Here is a 16,254-nt window from a genome sequence, read left to right as displayed (position 1 = left end):
TCCGCATGGACAAGAACATCCGCATCCTGATCGTCGACGACTTCTCGACGATGCGCCGCATCGTCAAGAACCTGCTCAACGACCTGGGCTTTTTCAACACCACCGAGGCCGACGACGGCACCACCGCGCTGGTCGAACTGCGCAAGGGTCCGTTCGACCTGGTGATCACCGACTGGAACATGCCCGGCATGCCCGGCATCGACCTGCTCAAGGCGATCCGCGCCGACGCCACCCTGGCCAAGACGCCGGTGCTGATGGTGACCGCCGAAGCCAAGCGCGAGCAGATCATCGAAGCGGCGCAGGCCGGCGTGAACGGCTACGTGATCAAGCCGTTTACCGCCGCCACGCTGGGCGACAAGCTGGGCAAGGTGTTCGAACGCCTCGGGGCCACCGCATGAGCACGGCGCCCGCCGCCATCGTGCCGGGCGCCGAGCGCGCTGCGCTGATCGAGTGCCTGCACGCGGCCCTGGCCGCGCTCGAGGACGCCGATGACGACGCCTGGCGCAGCAATGTCGACGAGCTCATCCAGTGGCGCAGCCAGCCGCTGGTGCAGGGGCTGGTGCGGCTTGCACGCGAGCTCGAACAGACCCTGGGCACCGGCACCGGCGGAGCCTCGCTGGGCGAGGCCTGCCTGCGCCTGGAGCACGTGGTCAAGGTCAGCGAAGACGCCAGCCACCACACCCTGGACCTGATCCAGGAGTGCGGCACCCTGCTCGGCAGCCTGGCCGCCGCCGACGCCGGTGCGCAGGCGACGGTGGTGGCCGCGGTCCGTTCGCGGCTGTCGGAGATGACCGCGGCGCAGGGCTACCAGGACCTCACCGGCCAGATCATCCGCCGCGTGGTCGACCTGGTGCGCACCGTCGATGCAGGCCTGGGCGAGTACGCGCCCAGCAATGATCGCCCGCTGCAGCTGTCCAGCCACGGCTACGGCCCCTCGGTCCACGGCCTGGACGCGCCTGCGGCGAGCCAGGACGACGCCAACAGCCTGCTGTCGTCGCTGGGGCTGTAGCGCGATGTCGTCTGCCGCTTCCGACATCTGCGCCGACTTCCTGGTCGAGGTCGGCGAGATCCTCGACCAGCTGGGCGAGCAGATGGTCGCGCTCGAACGCGCGCCCGCCGACCGCGAGTGCCTGAACTCGGTGTTCCGCGGCTTCCACACCATCAAGGGTGGCGCCGGTTTCCTCGACTTCAGCACCATGGTGTCGGTCTGCCACGCGGTCGAGGACCGCCTCAACGCCGCGCGCGACGGCAGCGCGCCGCTCGACCCGCCCGCCTTCGACAGCGTGCAGCAGGGCATCGACCTGCTGGTGGACATGCTCCACTGCATCTCCGGCGGCGTCGAACCCGTGCCGGCGCCCGAATCGGTGCTGGCCGCGCTGCGCGAAGGCGCCGGCGCCGCGCCGAAGGCCACGACGCCGCTGGCGGCGATGGTAGCGCCGGCCAGCGATTCGCTCGACGACCTCGACTTCGAAGCCCTGCTCGACAGCCTGCACGGTGCAGGCGGCGCACCCGGAGAAGCGCCTGCGCCGCCTGCGCCGACTCCGCCTGCGCCTACGCCACCTCCACCTCGTCCCGCACCGCCCGAACGCGCGGCCGCACCGGCAGAACCTGCCGACATCACCGTGCGCGTGGACGTGCGCCGGCTCGACGCCATGGTCAACCTGGTCGGCGAGCTGGTGCTGGCGCGCAACCGCCTCAAGACCCTGCGTCCGCGCCTGCGCGACGACGACCTCGACCGTGCGGTGGCCTCGCTCGACGTGGCCACCGCGCGCCTGCAGGCCGCGGTGATGACTGCGCGAATGCAACCGGTGGGGCGCGTGTTCGCACGCTTCCCCAAGCTCGCCCGCGACGTCGCCCGCCAGCTCGACAAGCAGGTGCAGCTGGAGGTGTCGGGCGCCGACACCGAACTCGACCGCAACCTGGTCGAAGCGCTGGCCGATCCGCTGGTGCACCTGGTGCGCAACGCCATCGACCACGGCATCGAGGCGCCCGAAGCGCGCCGCCGCGCCGGCAAGCCCGAGCAGGGCCAGGTGCGGATCAGCGCGCAGCAGGAGGGCGACCATGTCGCCATCGAGGTGCGCGACGACGGCGCCGGCATCGATCCCGACAGGATCCGCCGCAAGGCGGTGGAGAAGGGCCTGATCGACGACGATGCCGCCGCGCGCCTGTCCAGCGAGGAATGCCTGCAGCTGCTGTTCCTGCCCGGCTTCTCCACGCGCGACGCGGTCAGCGACCTGTCCGGCCGCGGCGTCGGCATGGACGTGGTGCAGTCGCGCATCCGCGAACTGTCGGGCACGGTGCAGATCCATTCCGAAGTGGGCGCCGGGTCGCGGTTCGCGATCCGGGTGCCGCTGACCCTGGCGATCCTGCCGACGCTGCTGGTGGAAGTGGCGGGCGATGTCTACGCGCTGCCGCTGGTGCGCGTGATCGAAGTGCTCTCGCACGATCCGGGCAAGGCGCTGTGGATCGACGGCCAGCGCGTGCTCGACCTGCGCCAGCAGCCGCTGCCGCTGCTGGGCCTGCGCGAATGGCTGGGCATGGAGCCGGCGCCGCTGCCGGACTCGACCTGCGTGGTGCTGCAGTCGGGCGAGGCGCGCTACTGCCTGGCGGTGGACCAGGTGCGTGGTCGCGAGGAAGTGGTGATCAAGGCGCTGCCGCCGACCCTGCGCGGCCTGCCCGGCTATGCCGGCGCCAGCCTGATCGGCGATGGCCGCATGGCCCTGATCCTGGACGTCGACGCGCTGCTCGGCAGCGGGCTGCGCGCGACGGGCGTGCGTTCAAGTAACCCGGCCACGGACCGTTAAACTGGCAATGGACAGACTCAGTGTCATCGGCACCGTGCTCGCGGTGGTCGCCCTGATCGGCGGCAGCATCCTCAAGGGCGCGGGCCTGTCGGGCCTGTGGTCGCCGGCCGCGTTCCTGATCGTGGTCGTCGGCACCATCGCCGCGATCCTGCTGCAGACCTCGCTGCCCACCTTCCTGCGCGCGCTGAAGATGGTCGCCTGGATCTACAGGCCGCCCGCGCACGACCACGCCGCGGTGATCGCGCAGATCGTCGACTGGTCGACCACCGCGCGCAAGCAGGGCCTGCTCGGCCTGGAGGCGCAGGTGGCGCTGCAGTCCGACCCGTTCCTGGGCAAGGGCCTGCAGATGGTGGTCGACGGCGTGGAGCCCGAATCGATCCGGCAGATGCTGGAGATCGACCTGCACGGACAGAGCGCGCGCGACCTGGCCGCGGCCAAGGTGTTCGAGGGCATGGGCATCTACGCGCCGACGCTCGGCATCGTCGGCGCGGTGCTGGGGCTGATGGCGGTGATGAAGAACCTCGCCGACCCGAGCAAGCTCGGACACGGCATCGCCGCGGCGTTCACCGCGACCATCTACGGCATCGGCTCGGCCAACCTCGCGCTGTTGCCGATCGGCAACAAGCTCAAGACCCTGGTCAACGCGCAGGCGCTCGAGCGCGAGATGATCATCGAGGGCCTGATCGCGATCGCGCAGGGCGAGAACCCGCGCAACATCGAAGCCCGCCTCAACGGCTATGTGCACTGATCGCCATGGCACGCCGTCGCCACCAGGAAGAACACCAGAACCACGAGGCCTGGGCCGTGCCCTACGGTGACCTGATGACCCTGCTGCTGGCCTTCTTCGTGGTCATGTACGCGATTTCCTCGATCAACGAGGGCAAGTACCGCGCGGTGTCCGACGCGCTGTCGTCGGCCTTCGGCGGTCCGCCGCGTTCGATCACCCCGATCCAGCTGGGACAGACCCAGCTGCGCGGCTCCTCCTTCGACCGGCCCTCGCTGCTCACGCCCGGCGCCAAGACCGGACCGACCGCCACCAGTCCGGTGAGCAACGTGCGCGTGCGGCAGATGCTGGATGCGCCGCTGGGCGGCCAGAACGCGCTGGCCGCGCGGCAGGCGGCGGAGGCCGCGGCGATGGACGCCAGCCTGCGCGGCAATTCGCAGCTCAGCACGCTTGGCCGCCGCATCCAGCACGCGCTGTCGGAGCTGGTGCGCCAGGAGCTGGTCACGGTGCGCCGCGCGCGCACCTTCCTGGAAGTGGAGATCCAGAGCGACATCCTGTTCGCCAGCGGCGTGGCCGCGCCCAGCGCGGTGGCAACCTCGACCGTGCGCAAGCTCGGCGAGGTGCTGCGCGACGAACCCAACGCGGTACGCGTGGAGGGCTACACCGACGACATGCCGATCCGCACCGCCACGTTCCCCTCCAACTGGGAACTGTCGACGGCGCGCGCGGCCAGCGTGGTCCACGTGCTGGCGGACGAAGGCGTCGACCCCGGCCGCCTGGCGGTGGTCGGCTACGGCGAGCACCAGCCGGTGGCCGGCAACGACACGCCCGAGGGACGCAATGCCAACCGCCGCGTGCTGCTGGTGATCCTGGCCGCGCCGGACGGCGTCGACGCGGTGCCCGAATCCGGCCTGGAGATCGCGATGGATGCGGCGCCCGCCGCGCCTGCCGAACCGGCCCGCGCCAACGACGCCGCCGCCGCGATCCAGGCCGCCACCGCGGCAGCGTTCACCCCGTCCACCACCCAACCGGGAGCTCGCTGACATGCAGGTCTGGGCCATCGCCAACCAGAAGGGCGGAGTGGGCAAGACCACCACCAGCCTGTGCCTTGCGCGCGGACTGGCGCAGGACGGCGGCCGCGTGCTGCTGGTCGACCTTGATCCGCACGCCTCGCTCACGCGCGCGTTTTCCGTACCGACCGACCCGCCGCCGGCCGGCACCCACGATCTGTTCGTCGGCAGCGGCGCTTCGCTGGCGACGCTGGCCCGGCGCACCGAGGTGCCCGGCCTGCAGCTGGTCGCCGCGCAGCCGGCCCTGGCCACCCTGGAGCGGCGCAGTTCGGGCCAGCCCGGCCTTGGCCTGGCGCTGGGCCGCGCGCTGCATGCGGTGCACGCCAGCTACGACCACGTGCTGCTCGACTGCCCGCCAACCCTGGGCCTGCTGATGGTCAACGCGCTGGCCGCCGCCGACCGGCTGGTAGTGCCGACCCAGACCGATCCGCTGGCCCTGCACGGCCTGGCCGACATGCTGCGCACCGCCGCCATGGTGGAGCGCTCGCGCCGCCGCCCCCTGCCGCAGCACGTGTTGCCCACCCTGTACGACAAGCGCACGCGCTCGGGCGTGCAGAGCCTGGAGCAGCTGCACGCGCAGTACGAGGGCTGCGTCTGGCCCGACGCGGTGCCGATGGATACCCGCCTGCGCGACGCGCAGGGCCTGACCAGCGAAGCCGGCTGCAGTGGCCGCGGCGTCGACGCCTACGCGCGCGCGCTGGCCTGGCTGCTGGCGCAGGGGGAAGCGTCGCAGAGACGGGCGGCATGAGCCCCGACGGCGGCGCCAACGACGTGATCGACTACCTCGAGGCCCTGCTCGACGACTCGCAGTCCGTGGCCGCGGACGCGGTTGTGATGGCGATGACGGCGCCAGCCGCACCTGCGCTCGATCCTGCGCCTGCATTCGCGCCGGGGCCAGCGCTTGCGCCCGAGCCTGTGCCTGTCCTTGCCCCTGCGACTGCACTTGTGCCTGCACCGGTGTCCGCACCCGTACCCGTCCCCGCATTCACCACGCAGGACATGACACCGCCCCCGCCGCCGCTCGCCGCCGTGCAGCCGCCGGCCATCGCGATCGCGCAGGCCGCGCGCTGGCTGCGGGTCGTGGTTGGCGCCGACAGCTACGCGCTGGAGCTGCTGCGCGTGCAGGAGGTCGTGCGCGTGGTCCCGATCGTGCCGATGCGCGGCGCGGCGCCGGCCGTGCTCGGCGTGATGAACCTGCGCGGTCGCATCGTGCCGGTGTACGACCTGGGCCGGTGGCTGCGTGCCGGCCAGGTGGCGCCCGACGAGCACAGCCGGATCGTGGTGGTCGAACGCGACGACGAACTGATCGGCGTGCTGGTCAGCGCCGTCGAGGACGTGGTGACCCTGGGCCGCGACCGCATCGAGCCGCCGCTGCAGGGCAGCTCGCCCGGCGTGATCCTCGGCGTCGCGCGCGTCGGTGCCTGCCCGACCGTGCTGTTCGACGCCTACGCGCTCTACGGCTGAGCCAAGGCGCTCAAGTCACAGGCGCGCACGCCGTTAATCCTCAGGACTGCATCCACGTGCCCACCCCATGAACCATCTGACGCTCCAAACCGACCTCGGGATCGAACGCGTCGCCGACCTGCAGGCGGCGCTGCAGCCCCACCTGGACGCCGACGTTCCGCTGGAGCTTTCCGGCGACCAGGTCGAGCGCGTGCACGCCGCCGGGCTGCAGCTGCTGCACGCCTTCGTCCGCGACCGTGCCGCGCGCGGCCAGCGCACCACCATCACCCACGCCTCGCCGACGCTGGCCGCAGCCGCGCGCCAGCTTGCGCTTGCCGTCAGCCTCGGCGTCGACGATGCCGATGCCGATTCGGAGCCCTCCGCCGTGCAGCCCGCCGACACCCACATCAATACCGGAGCCTCTGCATGAGCACCAAGCAACTGCTCGTCGTCGACGACTCGACCTCGATGCGCCAGATGGTTGCCTTCGCCCTGACATCGGGCGGCTTCGAGGTCAGCGAGGCCGAGGACGGGCAGGTCGCGCTGGAGATGGCGCGCACGCGCTCGTTCCACGCGGTGGTGACCGACGTCAACATGCCGCGCATGGACGGCATCTCGCTGATCCGCGAGCTGCGCCAGCTGCCCGACTACCGCTTCACCCCGCTGCTGATGCTCACCACCGAATCGGGTGGCGACAAGAAGATGGAAGGCAAGGCCGCTGGCGCGACCGGCTGGCTGGTGAAGCCCTTCGATCCCGAGCAGCTGCTCGCCACCGTGCGCAAGGTCCTGAGCTGACGCCATGGACATCACCCGCTTCCATGCCGCGTTCTTCGAAGAAAGCCGCGAAGGCCTCGATGCGATGGAGGGCGGCCTGCTGGCGCTCGAGTCCGGCGGCGGCGACCCCGAGACCATCAACGTCATCTTCCGCGCCGCGCACTCGATCAAGGGCGGCGCGGCGACGTTCGGCTTCTCCAGCGTCACCGACCTGACCCACCTGCTTGAAACCCTGCTCGACGAGGCCCGCGCCGGCCACCGCGCCCTGGACCCGATCGCCGTCGGCGTCCTGCTGATGTCGGTGGACGTGCTGCGCAGCCTGCTCGCGGCCTGCGAACACGGCGGTACCATCGATGCGGCCGCGCTGGCCGAGGCGCGTGCCGGTCTGGATGCGCTGCTCGCTGGCGAAAGCGCCGCTGCGCCGGCCACTGACGCTACCGCCAACGCTGCGGCGCCCGCGCCCGCCAGCGGCGACTGGCGCATCGCCTTCAGCCCCGGCCCGTCGCTGTTCATGACCGGCAACGATCCGCTGCGGATCCTGCGCGAACTCGCCACTCACGGCGAGCTGGGCGTGGAATGCGTCGACGCGCGGCTGCCGGCGTTTACCGAGATGGATCCGTTCGAGGCCTACCTGGCCTGGAACCTGACCTTGCCCGGCAGCGTGCCGCGCACCGTGATTGACGAGGCCTTCGCCTGGGTCGCCGACGAGTGCGAGCTTGGCATCGACAACGCCGTGCTGGCCGTGCCCGCGCCTGCCGTCGACGACCTCCAGCTCGTGCCCGCAGCTGTCGCGTCGCCGGCCGCTGCGGCCACCGACATTGCCACCCCCGCCGCGCGCCGTGGCGGCGAGGTCGACAATTCGATCCGCGTCGCGGTCGCCAAGGTCGACGCGCTGATCAACCTGGTCGGCGAACTGGTCATCACCCAGGCCATGCTGCGCCAGCGCTCCGAACACCTCGACCCCGTGCTCAACGAGGCGCTGATGTCGGGCCTGGTGCAGCTCGAGCGCAACACCCGCGACCTGCAGGAGTCGGTCATGGGCGTGCGCATGCTGCCGGTCGACTTCGCCTTCAGCCGCTTCCCGCGCATGGTCCGCGATATCGCCACGCGCCTGGGCAAGAAGGTGCAGCTGCGCACCCACGGCGAGGCCACCGAGCTGGACAAGGGCGTGATCGAGAAGATCGTCGATCCGCTGGTGCACCTGGTGCGCAACGCCATCGATCACGGCCTGGAGCTGCCGCACGAGCGCAGCGCTGCAGGCAAGGACGAGACCGGCACGCTGAGCCTGAGCGCCGCCCACCAGGGCGCGAACATCGTCATCGAGATCGAGGACGACGGCCGCGGCCTCGACCGCGATCGCATCCTGCGCAAGGCCGCCGAACGCGGCATCGCGATGCCCGAAAACCCGACCGACGCGCAGGTCTGGGACCTGGTGTTCGCGCCCGGTTTCTCCACCGCCGACACGCTCACCGACCTGTCCGGCCGCGGCGTGGGCATGGACGTGGTCAAGAAGAACATCGCAGCGCTGGGCGGCCAGGTCGAGATCCGCAGCCGTCCCGGCAACGGCACGACGGTCGTGATCCGCCTGCCACTGACCATGGCCATCGTCGACGGCATGTCGGTGGCGGTCGGCGACGAGGTGTTCATCGTGCCGCTGAGCATGGTGGTCGAATCGCTGCTGCCGACGCCGGCCGACGTGCGCACCATCGTCGGCGAGGCGCGCGTGCTGCGCGTGCGCGACGACTACCTGCCGCTGATCGACCTCGCCAAGCAGTACGGCCTGCCGCCTTCCGCGCGCAGCCAGGGCGAGGACGCGCCGCCACGCATCGCCGTGGTGGTCGAGGCCGACGGCCGCCGGCTGGCGCTGGAGGTCGACGAACTGCTCGGCCAGCAGCAGGTCGTGGTCAAGAATCTCGAAAGCAACTACAAGCGCATCGCCGGCGTGTCCGGCGCCACCATCCTCGGCGACGGCCGCGTCGCCCTGATCGTCGACGCGGGCGGCCTCGCCCAGGCCGTGCCGCTCGCGGCTGCCGCCTGACGCTTTGCAACTCCCACCCCCTATCGACTTTCCGAAGGACCGCGCCATGTCCCAGCCCGCCCAGGCCCGCCACGATTCCCCCGCCTCCACCAACGGCGATGCCGACACCGCCGAGTTCCTCACCTTCGTGCTCGGCGAGGAGGAGTACGGCGTCGACATCCTGCGCGTGCAGGAGATCCGCAGCTACGACGCGGTGACCCGCCTGCCCGACGCGCCCGACTACATCAAGGGCGTGATCAACCTGCGCGGCATCATCGTGCCGGTGATCGACATGCGCCTGAAGTTCCGCCTGGCCAAGGCCGAGTACAACGCGCTCACGGTGATGATCGTGCTCAGCGTGGGCGGCCGCGTGGTCGGCATGGTGGTCGACAGCGTGTCCGACGTGGTGCGCCTGTCGGGCGAGCAGGTGCGCGCGGTGCCGGAGATCGGCGCCACCATCGACCGCCAGTTCCTGACCGGCATCGGCACGCTCGACGAACGCATGCTGATCCTGCTCGACATCGAGCGCCTGATGGGCCACGAGATCATGGGCCTGGTTGCCGCCGAGGCCGCCTGAGCCCCGCGGCCGAAGCCGGTACGACTCGCGTCAATCCCGCGGCGCTGGTGTGCCGCGGGATCCTGTTCTGTCCGGACAGTCGAAACGCGTACCACCCCGCGTTCCGCGCACTGCCTAGGCACGCGCGCCCGAAAGCCCGGCCCTGCTGAAGCCGCGATCCTTTCCTAAAGCTCTGCCTGCCGCTGCCGACAACGGGCAAGCCTTCCGTCCTCCCGACGTGTTGACCGACGTGACATCGCCCGCTGTCGGCGCATTGTCTTTCACCCACCCATGACTCCGCCGCGCGGCTGCGCCCGGCGAAGGAGCTGCCGTGCACATCCAGACGTTCCTGATCTTGTCCTCGTTCGCCCTCGCCGCCGGCGCGCACGCCGCCGACTGGCGCGACATCTCGCTCAAGGCACCGGTGGGCGAGCGCGACGAACTCGTGTTCAGCGGCAACTGGGCCTACGACCACAACGCCTTCGGGCATACCGGGCAGGGCATCGGCGCGGCCGCGTTTGCCGACGATAGTCGCTTCCGTCGCCGCGAAGTGGGCCTGTCGCTGCGCCGCAAGGGCAGCTACGAGCTGGGCGTGCAGCGCGACCTGGAATCGGGAACCTGGATGGACGTCGCGCTGAAGCTCGATTCGAAGGGCCTGCTCGGCCTCGACATCGGCACGCTGCGCCTGGGCCAGTTCAAGACCCCGGTCGGATTCGACGGGGTGGGCTCATCGCGCAACACGCCCTTCCTGGAATCTGCCCTGCCGGTGCAGGTGACCTACGCCGGGCGCCGCGTCGGGGCGGAGTGGGCGCTGCAGCGGCCAGCCTACCTGGCCAGTGTCGCCTGGTTCGACGGCAGCGACCTGGAAGGCGACAACGAGGGCGACACCCTGGCCGCGCGCGCGGCGTGGGTGCCGCGCAACGCGCCGGGGGACGTGCTGCACCTGGGCATCGCCGGCAGCCGCGAGCGTCCCGACAGCGCAACGCTACGCATGCGCGCGCGCCCCGAGCTGGGCCTGACCGACGTGCGCCTGGTGGACACCGGCACCATCGCCGGGGTCGACGCGATCCGGCGCACCGGACTCGAGGGTCTGTGGATCCAGGGCCCCTGGTCGCTGCAGGGCGAAGTTCTGGACGTACGCGCACGACGTGGCGATGGCCTCGAGGCGGTGTCCGGGCACGGTGCCTACCTGTTCGGCAGCTGGGTGTTGACCGGTGAATCGCGCGGCTACAACGGCTACGCCACCAACGTCGTTCCCGCCTCGACCACCGCGCTCGAACTGCTGCTGCGCTACAGCCAGCTCGACCTCGACGATGGCCAGGTGACTGGCGGCCGCCAGTCGAACTGGACCATCGGCGCGAACTGGTATCTGGGCCGCAACTTCAAGCTGCAGGCCAACTATGTGCTGGCCCATGCCCGCCGTGCCGGCGTGCTGCGCGATCCGGAAGCCTTCGGACTGCGCGCCCAGTTCCATTTCTGATCGCCGCGCGCGGCACCCCGCTACCCGGCTGGCGCACGCTGCCGCAACGCATCCCGCGCACGCCTGCGTCAACCGCCGGCGCGGCCGTCCCGTGCCACGGCCTCAAGCCGCTCCGCGTGGCGCCGTTATGTGGGCCAGCACCTCCACCACCAGGATCCAAGATGTTCAGCTCACTCAACATCGGCAAGCGCCTCGGGATCGGCTTTGCCGCGCTCGCCCTGCTCATCGTGGTCATGGGCGGCTTTGCCGTCGACCGGATGGGCGTCGCCCAGGAGATGGTGCTGGAACTGACCCATGAGTCGGTCCCGGCCGTGCGCGAACTGGGCGCGATGGCCACCGCGCTGGCCGAGTACCGGGTCAGCGAACGCGGCCTGGTCGGCAGCGTCGGCGACGCGGCGAAGATGCAGGAATACGGCGGGGAACTCATCGCCGGGCGCAAGGCCTTCGAGCAGATGACCGGCGACTTCGCCGCGCGGGTCCAGGGCGAGGACGCGCGGCAGGCCTACGAGGAAGTGCTCTCCAGGGCCGCGGCCTACTTCGACAACAGTGCACAGCTGGTGGCGGCGCTGGAAGTCGGCGACACCGGGCCGGCAGCCGCGGCTGGCGACCTGCGCCAGGCCGCCGCCGACGCGGTCGCCGCGTTGCTGCAGAACAAGCTTGCGGCGCTCGACGCCGCGGTGGCCAGGCAGGAAGCAGGCCATGTCTCCAACCTGTGGGCGATCGCCCTGCTGCTGGCGGTCGCACTGATGATCGCGGTTGCCGCGGCGGTGCTGATCACCCGCTCCATCGTGCGTCCGCTGGCCGAGGTCATGGCAGCGGCCGATGCGGTCTCGCGCGGCGACCTCGATCGCCCGATCACCGTGGCCGAGCGCAGCGAACTGGGCGCGCTGGCCTCGTCGATGCGCGAGATGGTCACCACGCTGAAGGCCTACACGGGCGCACAGCGCGAGATGAAGGCCGCGCACGATGCCGGCACCACGAGCCACGTGATGCAGGCGGCGGCGTTCCCCGGCGCCTACGGCACCATGGCCACCGGCCTCAACGACCTGGTCGCATCGCATATCGCCATGAACGCCCAGGTGGTCGATACGGTCGCGCGCTACGCGCGCGGCGACCTGTCGCGCGACATCGAGCGCCTGCCGGGGGAGAAGGCGAAGATCACGGACGCCATCGACGCGGTGAAGCGCTCGATGCTTGACAGCAACAGCGAGGTCAGGCGCCTGGTCGAGGCGGCGGTGGCCGGCGACTTCTCGCTGCGTGGCGACAGCGCCCGCTTCGAATTTGCCTACCGCGAGCTGATCGAAGAGCTCAACCGGCTGATGGCGGCCACCGATGCCGGCCTGGACGAGATCGGCAGCCTGCTTTCGGCCGTGGCCGAGGGCGACCTGTCGCGGCGCATCGACGCCGGGCTCGCCGGGCGCTTTGGCGACGTGGCGGAAGACGCCAACCGCACCGTCGATCGCCTGGCCGAAATCGTCAGCCAGATCCGCCAGGGCAGCGACGCCATCAACGCCTCGGCGTCGGAAATCGCGGCCGGCAATGAGGACCTCTCGCGCCGCACCGAGCAGCAGGCGGCCGCGCTGGAAGAGACCGCCTCGTCGATGGAGGAACTCACCTCCACCGTGCGCCAGAACGCCGACAGCGCCCGCCAGGCCAACCAGTTGGCCATCGGCGCGGTCGACGTCGCCTCGCAGGGTGGCGAGGTGGTCGGGCGCGTGGTCGAGACCATGTCCGCGATCTCCGAATCGTCCAACCGCATCGCCGACATCATCGGCGTGATCGACGGCATCGCCTTCCAGACCAATATCCTGGCGCTCAATGCCGCGGTCGAAGCCGCGCGCGCCGGTGAACAGGGTCGTGGCTTCGCCGTCGTGGCCGCCGAGGTGCGCTCGCTGGCGCAGCGTTCGGCCGGCGCGGCCAAGGAGATCAAGACCCTGATCACCGACTCGGCCGACAAGGTCCGCCACGGCAACGAACTGGTCGACCAGGCCGGCCGCACCATGGGCGAGATCGTGACCAGCGTGAAGCGGGTGACCGACATCATCGCCGACATCTCGGCCGCCTCGCAGGAGCAGAGCGCGGGTATCGAGCAGGTCAACCAGGCGATCACGCAGATGGACGAGGGCACGCAGCAGAACGCCGCGCTCGTCGAGGAAGCCACGGCGGCCGCACGCAGCATGGAGCAGCAGGCCGGACAGCTGGTGCAGACGGTCGCGGTGTTCCGGGTGCAGGACGGCGAGCCGGTCCAGGGCACCGGGGCCGCGGCGCCCTCCGCGTCCGCACCGGCCAGCGTGGCGACCCTGCCCCGGCCGAAGCCGGCCGCAGGCCGTGCGACGCCTGCGCCGCGCGTTGCGGCCAGGCGCGTCGCCGCGATGGCCGTCGAGACCGCTGGCGACTGGCAGGAGTTCTGATCTCCGGCGGTCCTTCCGCGGCGCCCGCAGGCGCCAATCCCGGCAGCGATTCAACTCTCCAGGCAAGCGGCCGTTATCCACAGGGACGGACCCCTGCGGCCTGGATGATGCCTGTCGCCGACCAAACTTCGCACCTGCTGGACGACGAGGAACAGTCGCCTTTCGCCCTGCGCGAACCGGGCGAGATCGCGTCGGTCCTGCGCGGACTGGTCGAGGCGCGGTCGCTGATCAGCGCCAGCCTGGTGCCGGACGGATTCGCCTGCCCGACCGCGCTGCTGGCGGTGCACGACGACGGCACCGTGGTGCTCGACGGCAACCGCGACGAATCCATGAACCTGCGCATGGCGGCCGCCAGCCGCATGATCTGCATGGCGCAGCTGGACCTGGTGCCGATCCGCTTCCGCCTGTCCGCGCCGACCCGGATCATGCACGAGGACTACGTGGCGTTCACCACGGCCCTGCCGGCCGCGCTGCTGCGCATGCAGCGGCGCGAGCTTTACCGGCTGGCGTGCCCGGCCACCACGTCGGCCATGGTGCACGTGGGCGACGCCGGGCACGCGCCCGATCCTGCGACACCGGGCCTGCGCGTCCTCGACATCAGCGGCGGCGGCATCGCGATCGCGGTCCCCGAGGGTGAACTGGCCCGGTTCGAGCCGCCCGCCCGCATCGCGCCGTGCCTGTTGCGGCTGGCCGACGCGTCGCCCGTCGCCGTCGCGCTCGAGGTGGTCTACACCCGCTCCCAGGAAGTCCGCGGCGTCGTGCGCTGGCGTGCGGGCTGCCGGTTCGTGGACCTGCCCGCGGCGATCGAACAGCAGGTCATGCAGTACATCTTCCAGGTCGAGCGCCAGCGCAATGCGCGCCTGCGCCGCGGCGGCTGACGCGGTGCCGCGCCGCCTGGCCTGCGGGCGCCAGCCCTAAAGTCCGCGCCCGCGCGGCCGCTATCGGTGCAACAGGCGTACGCGACGGCGCGCCATCAGACCCCACCGGAGTAATTCAGATGATCCCCACGACCACCCGCCTCGTGACCGCCCTGCTGCTGGGCGGCTGCGCGTTCGCCGCCCTCGCCCAGGACGCCATCCGCCCTGAACAGGCCTCGCGCCACGTCGGCCAGAGCGGCATGGTCTGCGGCAAGGTCGAGAAGACCCGCTACGCCGAGAATTCCGAAGGCCAGCCCACGTTCCTGCACATGGGCGGTTCGTTCCCGCGCCACACCTTCTCCGCGCGCATCCCGCAGGACCAGCGCGACAAGTTCCGTCCTTCGCCCGAGGAACTGGAAGGACGTGACATCTGCGTCGTCGGCATGATCCAGCGCGACGCCAGCCGCGCCGAGATCGCGGTCCGCTCGCCGGGCGACGTCAAGCTCGCCACCATCAAGTGATGCCCCGGCCCGGCGCAGATGCGACCGGGCCGTTTCGTTCCGTCACCGGGGAATGACCCATGCAGTGGTTCTCGAATCTCAAGCTCGCGCCCAAGCTGATGCTGGCCTTTGGCGTGGTCCTGCTCATCATGCTCGTCCAGGGCATCGGCGCGTACAGCGGCATGCGCTCGATGGACCGGGTGACCAGGGGCCTGGCCGACAACGTGCTGCCCAGCGTCACCCTCGTCGGTGAGACGCGGGCATTGCTCGGCGAATACCGGACCGCTTCGTACCGCGGCCTGGTGCGCGCCAGCGAAGCCTCCAAGCGCGAGGCGCGCCAGCGCGCGGTGCAGATCGAAGCCCAGCTCGCGGAGAACTTCGAGGCTTACGGCCGCTTCGCGTCCTCGCCCGAAGAGCAGCGCATGCTCGCCGAGCTGGTCACGGCCTGGGACGCAGCCAAGGTCTCGTATGCCTCGGTCAACGAGATGCTCGACCTCGAGCTGCCCGATGACGCCACCGACACCTTCATCGGCGAAACCAGCGGCCTGCACGACGCCACCAGCGCCGCGCTCGCCGCGCTGGCCGACGAGGGCAACCGCATCGCGGCCGCATCCACGGCGGACGCCAACAGGACCTACGCCGCGTCCAGCATGCTGCTGGTGGTGTTGCTGCTGGCCGGCATCGGCGCTGGCCTGGCGGTGGCCTGGCTGATTGCGCGCAGCCTCACCCGCGCCGCGCGCGAGGCGGCCAGCGTGGCCAACGACGTCGCCGGCGGCAAGCTCGACAGCCACATCGACACCCGTCGCGCCGACGAGATCGGCGACCTGCTCAAGGCCATGCAGCGCATGCAGCGCGACCTGCGCGAGCGCATCGAGCGCGACCAGGCGATCGCCAGCGAGAACCTGCGCATCCGCACCGCGCTCGACAGCTCCGGCACCAGCGTGATGATCACCGACCCCGGCCGCAGCATCATCTACGCCAACGCCGCGGTCATCGAACTGCTGCGCCACTACGACGACGAGATCCGTTCGGCGCTGCCCGAGTTCGAGACCGATCGCATCATCGGCACCAGCATCGATGCCTACCACGAGGACCCGCCTGCCCTCGCCGGGCTGCTCGAGCAGCTGCAGGACGTGCACCAGAGCGAGATCTCGCTGGGCGGCGCCCACTTCGGCCAGAGCGTGGCCCGGGTCGACGACACCGACGGCGCGCTGCTCGGCTACGTGGTCGAATGGCGCGACCGCACGCCGCAGGTGCACGTTGAAGTGGAACTGGGCCGCGTGGTCGAGGCGGCCGCCACCGGCGACCTGTCGCAGCGCATCGCGCTGGAAGGCAAGAAGGGCTTCTACCTGCAGCTTGCCGGCCAACTCAACGGCCTGCTCGATGCCAATGCCTCGAGCCTGGAGCAGGTGTCGCAGGTGCTGACGGCGCTGGCCGATGGCAACCTGACCACGCGCATGGAAGGCGAATTCCAGGGCGTGTTCGCGACCATGCGCGACGACGCCAACCGGACCGTCGAGCGCCTGGCCGAGATCGTCGGCCAGATCCGCCAGGGCAGCGATGCGATCAACGCCTCGGCCTCGGAAATCGCCGCCGGCAACGACGACCTGTCGCGCCG

General features: G+C 70.8%; 16 protein-coding genes. All 16 read left to right on the top strand.

Features of this window, described 5'->3' with window-relative positions:
- Positions 1 to 5: 5 nt before the first annotated feature.
- Complete coding sequence (gene cheY / locus ACW5EG_RS00080; RefSeq protein ID WP_457020518.1) at positions 6 to 398, top strand: chemotaxis response regulator CheY; 393 nt, start codon at positions 6 to 8, stop codon at positions 396 to 398.
- Positions 395 to 1,009: a protein phosphatase CheZ gene (locus tag ACW5EG_RS00075; protein WP_457020517.1), complete on the top strand. Its 615-nt coding sequence runs from the start codon at positions 395 to 397 to the stop codon at positions 1,007 to 1,009. Before cheY ends, ACW5EG_RS00075 begins: the two co-directional genes overlap by 4 nt.
- Positions 1,010 to 1,013: 4 nt before the next feature.
- A complete protein-coding gene (locus ACW5EG_RS00070; protein ID WP_457020516.1) occupies positions 1,014 to 2,804 on the top strand; it encodes a chemotaxis protein CheA in 1,791 nt (596 codons plus the stop codon).
- A gap of 7 nt (positions 2,805 to 2,811) precedes the next feature.
- Positions 2,812 to 3,552, top strand: coding sequence for a flagellar motor protein (locus ACW5EG_RS00065; RefSeq protein WP_457016437.1), 741 nt, complete (start codon positions 2,812 to 2,814; stop codon positions 3,550 to 3,552).
- 5 nt (positions 3,553 to 3,557) lie between these two features.
- Complete coding sequence (motD, locus tag ACW5EG_RS00060) at positions 3,558 to 4,571, top strand: flagellar motor protein MotD (RefSeq protein WP_457020515.1); 1,014 nt, start codon at positions 3,558 to 3,560, stop codon at positions 4,569 to 4,571.
- 1 nt (position 4,572) lies between these two features.
- A complete protein-coding gene (locus ACW5EG_RS00055) occupies positions 4,573 to 5,346 on the top strand; it encodes a ParA family protein (protein WP_457016433.1) in 774 nt (257 codons plus the stop codon).
- Positions 5,343 to 6,062 (top strand): chemotaxis protein CheW, encoded by a 720-nt coding sequence (locus ACW5EG_RS00050; RefSeq protein ID WP_457020514.1) that lies wholly within the window; start codon positions 5,343 to 5,345, stop codon positions 6,060 to 6,062. The genes ACW5EG_RS00055 and ACW5EG_RS00050 overlap by 4 nt, the downstream gene beginning before the upstream one ends.
- A gap of 67 nt (positions 6,063 to 6,129) precedes the next feature.
- Positions 6,130 to 6,471, top strand: a complete 342-nt coding sequence (locus tag ACW5EG_RS00045; protein WP_457016429.1) for an STAS domain-containing protein — start codon at positions 6,130 to 6,132, stop codon at positions 6,469 to 6,471.
- Positions 6,468 to 6,836 (top strand): response regulator, encoded by a 369-nt coding sequence (locus ACW5EG_RS00040; protein ID WP_457016428.1) that lies wholly within the window; start codon positions 6,468 to 6,470, stop codon positions 6,834 to 6,836. Before ACW5EG_RS00045 ends, ACW5EG_RS00040 begins: the two co-directional genes overlap by 4 nt.
- A 4-nt stretch (positions 6,837 to 6,840) precedes the next feature.
- Positions 6,841 to 8,853 carry a chemotaxis protein CheA gene (locus tag ACW5EG_RS00035; protein ID WP_457020513.1) on the top strand — a complete coding sequence of 671 codons (2,013 nt, stop codon included), beginning with the start codon at positions 6,841 to 6,843 and terminating at the stop codon, positions 8,851 to 8,853.
- A gap of 46 nt (positions 8,854 to 8,899) precedes the next feature.
- Entirely contained in the window at positions 8,900 to 9,409 is a 510-nt protein-coding gene (locus ACW5EG_RS00030; RefSeq protein WP_457016424.1) for a chemotaxis protein CheW, read from the top strand.
- Between the two features lie 310 nt (positions 9,410 to 9,719).
- Positions 9,720 to 10,868, top strand: a complete 1,149-nt coding sequence (locus ACW5EG_RS00025; RefSeq protein ID WP_457016422.1) for an OprO/OprP family phosphate-selective porin — start codon at positions 9,720 to 9,722, stop codon at positions 10,866 to 10,868.
- A gap of 161 nt (positions 10,869 to 11,029) precedes the next feature.
- On the top strand, positions 11,030 to 13,279 hold the full coding sequence (locus tag ACW5EG_RS00020) for a methyl-accepting chemotaxis protein (RefSeq protein WP_457020512.1): 2,250 nt from the start codon (positions 11,030 to 11,032) through the stop codon (positions 13,277 to 13,279).
- Between the two features lie 107 nt (positions 13,280 to 13,386).
- Positions 13,387 to 14,157, top strand: a complete 771-nt coding sequence (locus ACW5EG_RS00015) for a flagellar brake protein (protein WP_457020511.1) — start codon at positions 13,387 to 13,389, stop codon at positions 14,155 to 14,157.
- A 119-nt stretch (positions 14,158 to 14,276) separates the two neighbouring features.
- The gene (locus ACW5EG_RS00010; RefSeq protein WP_457016417.1) at positions 14,277 to 14,657 is read left to right on the top strand and encodes a hypothetical protein; all 381 of its coding nucleotides are present in this window, start codon (positions 14,277 to 14,279) and stop codon (positions 14,655 to 14,657) included.
- A 59-nt stretch (positions 14,658 to 14,716) separates the two neighbouring features.
- Positions 14,717 to 16,254, top strand: a 1,538-nt coding sequence (locus ACW5EG_RS00005) for an MCP four helix bundle domain-containing protein (protein WP_457020510.1), incomplete at its 3' end; no start/stop codon positions are given.

The organism is Luteimonas sp. A611, from assembly GCF_054072715.1.
The sequence above is the reverse complement of the archived record's forward strand: the minus strand, read 5'-3'. Positions and strand labels throughout refer to the sequence as shown.